The sequence below is a fragment of the Larkinella sp. VNQ87 genome, from assembly GCF_049445795.1.
GTDB lineage: Bacteria > Bacteroidota > Bacteroidia > Cytophagales > Spirosomataceae > Larkinella.
On record NZ_JBMSDT010000006.1, the window covers coordinates 410,496 to 417,139 of the forward strand.

Annotated in this window: 8 protein-coding genes; 4 read left to right on the forward strand and 4 right to left on the reverse strand. The window is 53.0% G+C overall.

The window, feature by feature from the left end:
* Positions 1-4 precede the first annotated feature (4 nt).
* The 3 genes from ACO2Q8_RS13105 to ACO2Q8_RS13115 form a co-directional block, all read right to left on the reverse strand.
* Positions 5-1,096, reverse strand: a complete 1,092-nt coding sequence (locus ACO2Q8_RS13105) for an alkene reductase (protein WP_423345267.1) — start codon at positions 1,094-1,096, stop codon at positions 5-7.
* 74 nt (positions 1,097-1,170) lie between these two features.
* Positions 1,171-1,440: an ArsR/SmtB family transcription factor gene (locus ACO2Q8_RS13110; RefSeq protein WP_423345268.1), complete on the reverse strand. Its 270-nt coding sequence runs from the start codon at positions 1,438-1,440 to the stop codon at positions 1,171-1,173.
* A gap of 466 nt (positions 1,441-1,906) precedes the next feature.
* Complete coding sequence (locus ACO2Q8_RS13115) at positions 1,907-3,088, reverse strand: hypothetical protein (RefSeq protein ID WP_423345269.1); 1,182 nt, start codon at positions 3,086-3,088, stop codon at positions 1,907-1,909.
* A gap of 173 nt (positions 3,089-3,261) precedes the next feature.
* On the opposite strand from ACO2Q8_RS13115, the gene ACO2Q8_RS13120 reads away from it, so the two are divergent.
* Both ACO2Q8_RS13120 and ACO2Q8_RS13125 read left to right on the forward strand, forming a co-directional pair.
* Complete coding sequence (locus ACO2Q8_RS13120; protein WP_423345270.1) at positions 3,262-4,251, forward strand: helix-turn-helix transcriptional regulator; 990 nt, start codon at positions 3,262-3,264, stop codon at positions 4,249-4,251.
* 186 nt (positions 4,252-4,437) lie between these two features.
* Positions 4,438-4,815 carry a VOC family protein gene (locus tag ACO2Q8_RS13125; RefSeq protein WP_423345271.1) on the forward strand — a complete coding sequence of 126 codons (378 nt, stop codon included), beginning with the start codon at positions 4,438-4,440 and terminating at the stop codon, positions 4,813-4,815.
* 61 nt (positions 4,816-4,876) lie between these two features.
* Here ACO2Q8_RS13125 and ACO2Q8_RS13130 read toward each other — a convergent pair whose 3' ends face one another.
* A complete protein-coding gene (locus ACO2Q8_RS13130; protein ID WP_423345272.1) occupies positions 4,877-5,371 on the reverse strand; it encodes an NUDIX domain-containing protein in 495 nt (164 codons plus the stop codon).
* 93 nt (positions 5,372-5,464) lie between these two features.
* On the opposite strand from ACO2Q8_RS13130, the gene ruvX reads away from it, so the two are divergent.
* Positions 5,465-5,878: a Holliday junction resolvase RuvX gene (gene ruvX, locus ACO2Q8_RS13135; protein WP_423345273.1), complete on the forward strand. Its 414-nt coding sequence runs from the start codon at positions 5,465-5,467 to the stop codon at positions 5,876-5,878.
* Positions 5,878-6,450, forward strand: a complete 573-nt coding sequence (gene def / locus ACO2Q8_RS13140; RefSeq protein WP_423345274.1) for a peptide deformylase — start codon at positions 5,878-5,880, stop codon at positions 6,448-6,450. Before ruvX ends, def begins: the two co-directional genes overlap by 1 nt.
* Positions 6,451-6,644: the final 194 nt, after the last annotated feature.

A 6,644-nucleotide genomic window follows, 5' to 3' on the forward strand; every position in this document is an offset into this window, starting at 1 on the left:
TCGATCACGCTTCCGCAGCAACCAGGGCCGGGTAATCGATGAAGCCTTTTTCGCCACCGGCAAAGAAGGTTGCGGGATCGGCAGGAGCCAGTTCGGCACCCGTGCTCAGGCGTTCGACCAAATCCGGGTTGGAAACAAAGGGACTACCAAAAGCAATCAAATCGGCCAAACCGCTTTGCAGGTCTGCTTCGCCTTTCTCAGCGGTGTATTGATTGTTCAGAATCAGCGTGTTGCTGAATTTAGACCGGATGGTTTGGATTAGCGGGCGCGTGGTTTCTTCGCCGTTGGGAGCCGCCGTATCGACCAGGTGAATGTAAACAAGACCGAGGCTGTTGAGTTTTTCGGCCAGGTAGATATAGGTTTCGTTGATTTCCGGGTAGTTCGGCATATCGTTATAGATACCATACGGCGAAAACCGGATACCGACGCGCTCTTTCCCGATGGCCTGGGCGACTTGTTCGGCCACTTCCAGCACAAACCGGGCGCGGTTTTCGACGCTGCCGCCGTATTCGTCGGTTCGCTGGTTGCTGTTGGGGTTCAGAAACTGTTCGAGCAGATATCCGTTAGCGCCGTGCAGTTCGATACCGTCAAAACCGGCTTCTACGGCATTTTTAGCCGCCTGGACAAATTCCTGAATGGCTTGTTTGATATCCGCTGCGGTCATTTCGCGGGGCGTTGCGTTTTCCTGCATGCCTTCCTGATCGGTCCAGATCGCGCCCTGGGCCTGGATGGCCGAGGGAGCAAGTACTTCGGCTCCGGTGGGCAGATTGAGCGCGTGGCCAATGCGGCCCGTGTGCATCAGTTGCGCAAAAATATGGCCCCCTTTTTCGTGAACGGTTTGCGTTACTTTCTTCCAGCCTTCAACTTGTTCGGCGCTGAAAAGACCGGGAATCCGGGAGTAACCCAGGGCGTTGGGCGAAGGCGCAACCCCTTCCGTAATGATCAGTCCTGCGGTGGCCCGTTGGCCGTAATAGGTGGCGATCAGGTCGTTCGGGATGTTGTTGAAGGCGCGGCTGCGAGTCATCGGGGCCATCACGATGCGGTTCGTAAGCGGAAGGGTGCCGAGTTGGGTTGGTGTAAACAGAAGCAGACTCATTGGATTTTTATGTCTTGGTTCGGCTGGGTAACGCATCGATACATTTAAAAGTTTGGATGTATTTGAAAAAAAATTTAGGTCAGCTTATCGAGAAAACCGGACAGGTCTTTCAATCCGTCTTTATTCAAGCTGAGGTTCTGGTTACGACCTTCTTTGTGGGAACTAACCAAGCCGCTGTCAATCAGCGTTTTGACATGGTGCGACACGCAGGGCTGCGACAACCCGGTCATTTCCTGAATATCCGAATTGTTCAAGGTCCCTTTTTGGGAAAGGGCCAGTAAAATTTGCAACCGGTATTTGTCGGCGATGGCTCCGGATGCTTTTTCAACGAATTTATGGTCCATGGCTTGGTGTCGGTTTTCGAAGAAAAATAGTTTACGGTTTTTAGTTTACAGTTTTCCGATGTCGTCAATGATGACGGAGAAAACCGAATACGTTTCGTTCAATGGTATTTTTTGTCATCCCGACGACAGGAGGGATCTTCGGGTGAGACTGCCATTCCTCCGGCACTCAGAGATCCCTCCTGTCGTCGGGATGACAAAAAGCCCCTGAAAAAACTGTAAACCGTAAACTAAAAACCGTAAGCGATAAAGTTCTACCACAGTAATACGCATAACCGGACGAGCCGGTTCACGATTTGGTAAAATTGCTAATTTTTCTTCAACGAATCCAGGCTTTCTCAAGGAAAACGATCCTGATCAGATCAGGCCGGAACGGTTTTTTCAACGAATAAAAAAATCGGTTGAAAGCCAGCGCCTTCAACCGATCGAAGTTGGACCCGATTGGGTGGGTTTGCTACAACAGTCCGTCTTAAAATTGAATACCCACGTTCAGACCCGGCCACATCCGGACGCGCACCTGCTCGTCGTCGTGTCGGCGGGCGTAGGTCCGGTCTGAAACCTCCCATTTGACCCATTCCGTGCCGATGCCCTCGCTGGTTTCAAACTCCGTCACCTGGACGTTGAAGGTGGGCGTGACGGTCAGCGCCAGGCGGTTGTGCAATGGGAAAATAAAGCTCACGCGGGCCTGATTCAGCATATTGAGTTCGTCCCAGTAGTTGCCTTCTTCCTGAATGTGGTAAGCCAGGGCCTCAATACTGATCTGGTTACGCTTGCCGATGAAGTGGTTAGTGCCGATTCCGTAGCCGTAGCCCCAGCGGAGCGTATTCCAGCGGGCGTTACCACCCGTTGGCCAGGCTGCTCCGACGGCAAAAATGTTATAAAACTTGCGGTTGCCGCCCATTTTGTACCCAACGTTAGCGTGCAGTGCTTCACCGCCCCAAACTTCGACGCGGTGGTAGCCGTTTCGGGAGAAGCTCAATAGACCAATCTGCGCCCCGTCGACGGTTTCGGCAATGTTGATCAGGCCAATCTGCGTTCCTTTCACCCGTTTGGCGACGTTGGCAATCCCGGCAATCTGAACGCCCTGAACCGATTCGGCCACGTTGGCAATGCCCGCAATTTGTGCTCCCTGAACGTGGTCACCTGCCACATTGGCAATGCCCGCAACCTGGCCTCCTTTGACATGCCGACCGGCCACGTTGGTAATTCCCGCAGCCTGGAAACCCTTCACTTCTTTCCCAACCAGGTTGGCAATTCCACCAAATTGAGCGCCGTACAACGGGCCGCCCGCGATGTTGGTAATGCCAGCAAATTGGGCACCGTCGACTTCATGCCGAACGCCGTTCAAAATACCGGAGAACTGCGCGCCTTTGGCGTAGTCTTTTTCCAGACTGAATAAACCACTGAACTCAACGCCGTCGAGTGCAGCCGCGAAACCGCCCAGCATGTTGATAGACAGGTGGTTGCTAACGATGGCATTGTCGATGCCGTTCGTACTCAGGGGCGGAATGAAACCGATTTGGGCGGGGCGGATGGGATACCGGTTTTTCCGGGCTTCGTTCAATTGGGCACGCGAAAAGTCGGTGTCCTGAGCAAAGGTGTGGATAGTCGTACAAAAAAGCGCAGCGGCAATCAGGAATACCTTTTTCATAGTAGTACGTGCTGTTTACGGTTGACTGTTGTAGGTTGATGTTGACTGAATGGGCGTTGGTGCCCGTATTTGCTCCTAAGACCGCCGTGCCGGACAATACCCCCATCCGATGCCGAAAAAAAGTTTATTGAAACCGGCCGGTCCGTTATTTTTGCAGAAAACCGCTTCCCGCCATGAACCGCATCGACCGCCTGACCGCCATCCTGATTCACCTCCAGACTAAGCGCGTCGTGAAGGCGCAGGAACTAGCCAAACGGTTCAAAACCAGCGTGCGGACGATTTACCGCGACATCCGCTCGCTGGAAGAAGCGGGCGTGCCGATTGGGGCCGAAGCCGGCATCGGCTACTTTCTGGAAGATTATCACCTGCCGCCGGTGATGTTGACGCGCGAAGAAGCCTCGGCGCTGCTATTCGGGGCCAAAGTGATCGAAAAATTCGCCGATGAGTCGATTCGGGCCGAATTTGAGTCAGCTTTGTTCAAGATCAAATCCGTCCTGAAACGCACCGACCAGGAGCACCTCGACGACCTGGAACCACGCGTGCAGGTAGCCAAACGCCCGGCCACCCCGCCCTTTTCAGACATGCTGCTGGCCGATATTCAGCGGGCCATCGGACAGCGGTATGTGCTACAACTGGATTACCGGGCGGGCTATACCGACGAGACGACCGAGCGGCAGGTGGAGCCGGTGGGCTTGTACCATTACGGGTCGGGATGGCATCTGATCGCGTTTTGCCGGTTGCGGCAGGATTACCGCGATTTCCGCGTCGACCGCATCCGAAAACTGACCTTTTCGAATGAAACGTATTCGAGCCAGAACCTGCTTTCCTTACCGGCTTACCTCGAACGCATGCGGCAAACCCAGAACCTGACCGAGGTGGTCATTCGATTTGATAAAACTGCATCCCGGTATATTCAGGAGGCCAAATACACCTACGGGTACGTGTCGGAGGAGCCGGATGGCGATGGCGTGCGGATTCGTTTTGTAACCGAATGTATCAAAGGGATCGGCCGCTGGCTGCTGATGTTTGGCAATAGCGTTCAGATTATCAGCCCCGATCTGCTGCAGGACACCATGAAAGAACTGGCGCAGGAACTCCAGGAGCATTACCTTGCCGTGGAAAGTCACCGTCCTGAACTGGGATTACACGGATTAAAGGATTAAACCGTCTTGAACCGGGATTACACGGATTAAAGGATTAAACAGAATGGCTACCGCAATCTTTTATATTCTCTTAATCCTTTAATCCGTGTAATCCCGGTTCAAGACGACACTACTGACACACGGCTGTCACAGGGGGGTATTTACTTTGAGGAACAATTCATTCCCAATTCTGGAACACCCCTCATCATGAAACTGAACGCAGGCATTATTACCGACAAACTGGCCGAAACCAAGGCGTTTTACGAGTCCGTCCTGAACTTTGGCATCACCTTCGAAAATGAGTTTTACGTATTGATGCACACACCCAATCAGCAGGCTGAACTGAGTTTCCTGCTGCCCAACCACCCGACACAACGGCCGATCTTTCAAAAACCGTTCGCGGGTGCAGGCATGTATCTGACCATCGAAGTACCCGATGTAGATGCCGAATATGCCCATATCCGGTCGTTGAACGTACCGATCGAAATTGAACTCCGCGACGAACCCTGGGGCGATCGCCATTTCGCCATCGTGGATCCGAATGGGATTGGGATTGACGTGGTGAAATATGCTGAACCGTCTTGAACTAGAATTACACGGATTAAGGGATTAACTGGGATCTAAAAGATTGCGGTAGCCATCTTAGTTAATCCTTTAATCTGTGTAATCTGAGTTCAAGATAGTCCCGCACCGCTGGCCCCGTTCCGAAGGGCCAGGGTTTTAGCTCCTTGATGGGCACAAGTTTATACGCCTGAAGCTCTTCTTCGTCCAGTTGAATCTCACCCCGGGCGCGGACGTGGTACACAACAATAATTTCGTTGCGCTGGTAGAAGGTGTACAACCCCAGCCGCTCCACAATCTCGGCATCCAGCCCGGTTTCTTCCTTGATTTCCCGCAAAACCGCCTGATCGGGTTGTTCGCCCGCTTCTAAAAAACCGGTCACCAGCCCGAACCAGTCGGCGGGCCAGCCCCGGTTTTGAATCAGCACGACGGTATCGTTTTCGTATTCGACGATGGCCCCAACCACCGGCAGCGGATTGTTCCAGTAGACGTAACCGCAGGCAGCCGAACACAGCAGCCGCTCGCGGCCACCGGCCACGCCAACGACTAAGACATTCCCGCATTGGGGGCAATAATTCATCTTCGGCATCGGTTCCCGGAAGGATATTCCGGGAAAGATAAATAGCCCCGTTCGGATTTCCGTATATTTGCAACTCATTTAGCAAAAGTTACTTTGCCGAGATTACTCGCCATCGATTACGGAACAAAACGCACCGGGCTGGCCGTTACCGACCCGCTGCAACTCATTGCCACGGCGTTGGAAACCGTTCCGACGCATCAGTTGTTGGACTACCTGAAACGCTACGTTTCGGACGAACCGGTCGAAGCATTCGTGGTCGGACTACCCACGCGGCTCGATGGGACGGATACTGACAACACGCCCCGGGTGCGGGCGTTTGTCGAGAAACTGAAAACCGCCTTTCCGGCTATTTCGGTGCAGTGGCACGACGAGCGGTTTACTTCTTCGATGGCGTTGCAGGCCATGATTGCGGGTGGTACCAAAAAGAAAGACCGGCGCGAAAAAGGCAACATCGACAAGGTAAGTGCGGTGATTATTTTGCAATCTTTTATGGAATCCAAACGGTAATGATCTACCCCATAATAGCTTACGGTGATTCCGTTTTGCGGAAACGGGCCCAGGACATCGAGAAAGGAAGCATCGATGTAAAGAAATTCAGTGAAGATCTGTTCGAGACGATGTACAATGCCTCAGGCATCGGGCTGGCGGCTCCCCAGGTCGGCAAAAGCATCCGGATGTTTGTCGTCGATGGTACGGCCCTCAACGAAGACGAGCCGGAAGAAGACAAAGACCCGAGTCTGGAGGGTTTCAAGAAAGTGTTCATCAATCCACAGATTCTGGAAGAAGACGGCGACGAATGGGGTTTTGAGGAGGGCTGTCTAAGCATTCCGCAAATCCGGGGCGAGGTGTTCCGGCCCGAAATCGTCAAGATTCAGTACTTCGATACCGACTGGAACGAGCACGTCGAAGAATACGACGGCATGGCCGCCCGCATCATCCAGCACGAGTACGACCACCTCGAAGGCAAGCTGTTTACCGATTACCTGCCCCCGCTAAAACGCCAGTTGCTCAAGAAAAAACTGGCCGACATTACGAAAGGCAACGTGAAGGCGGATTATAAAATGAAGTTTCCGAAGTAAAGGACAACTCACCTCCAACCCCCTGAAGGGGGCTTCCTCATCCGGTTTTTAAGCCCCCTTCAGGGCAGGGGTGTTAAGTTCTGATGAGTTTGATGAGTTCTTTGACATTACTGCCAAATTTTAGTTGCCCCTCGGTAATCGAGTTGTGGCCTGCCTTGCGGTGCAGATTTAGCGCCATCGTGCTCAAAACGGCC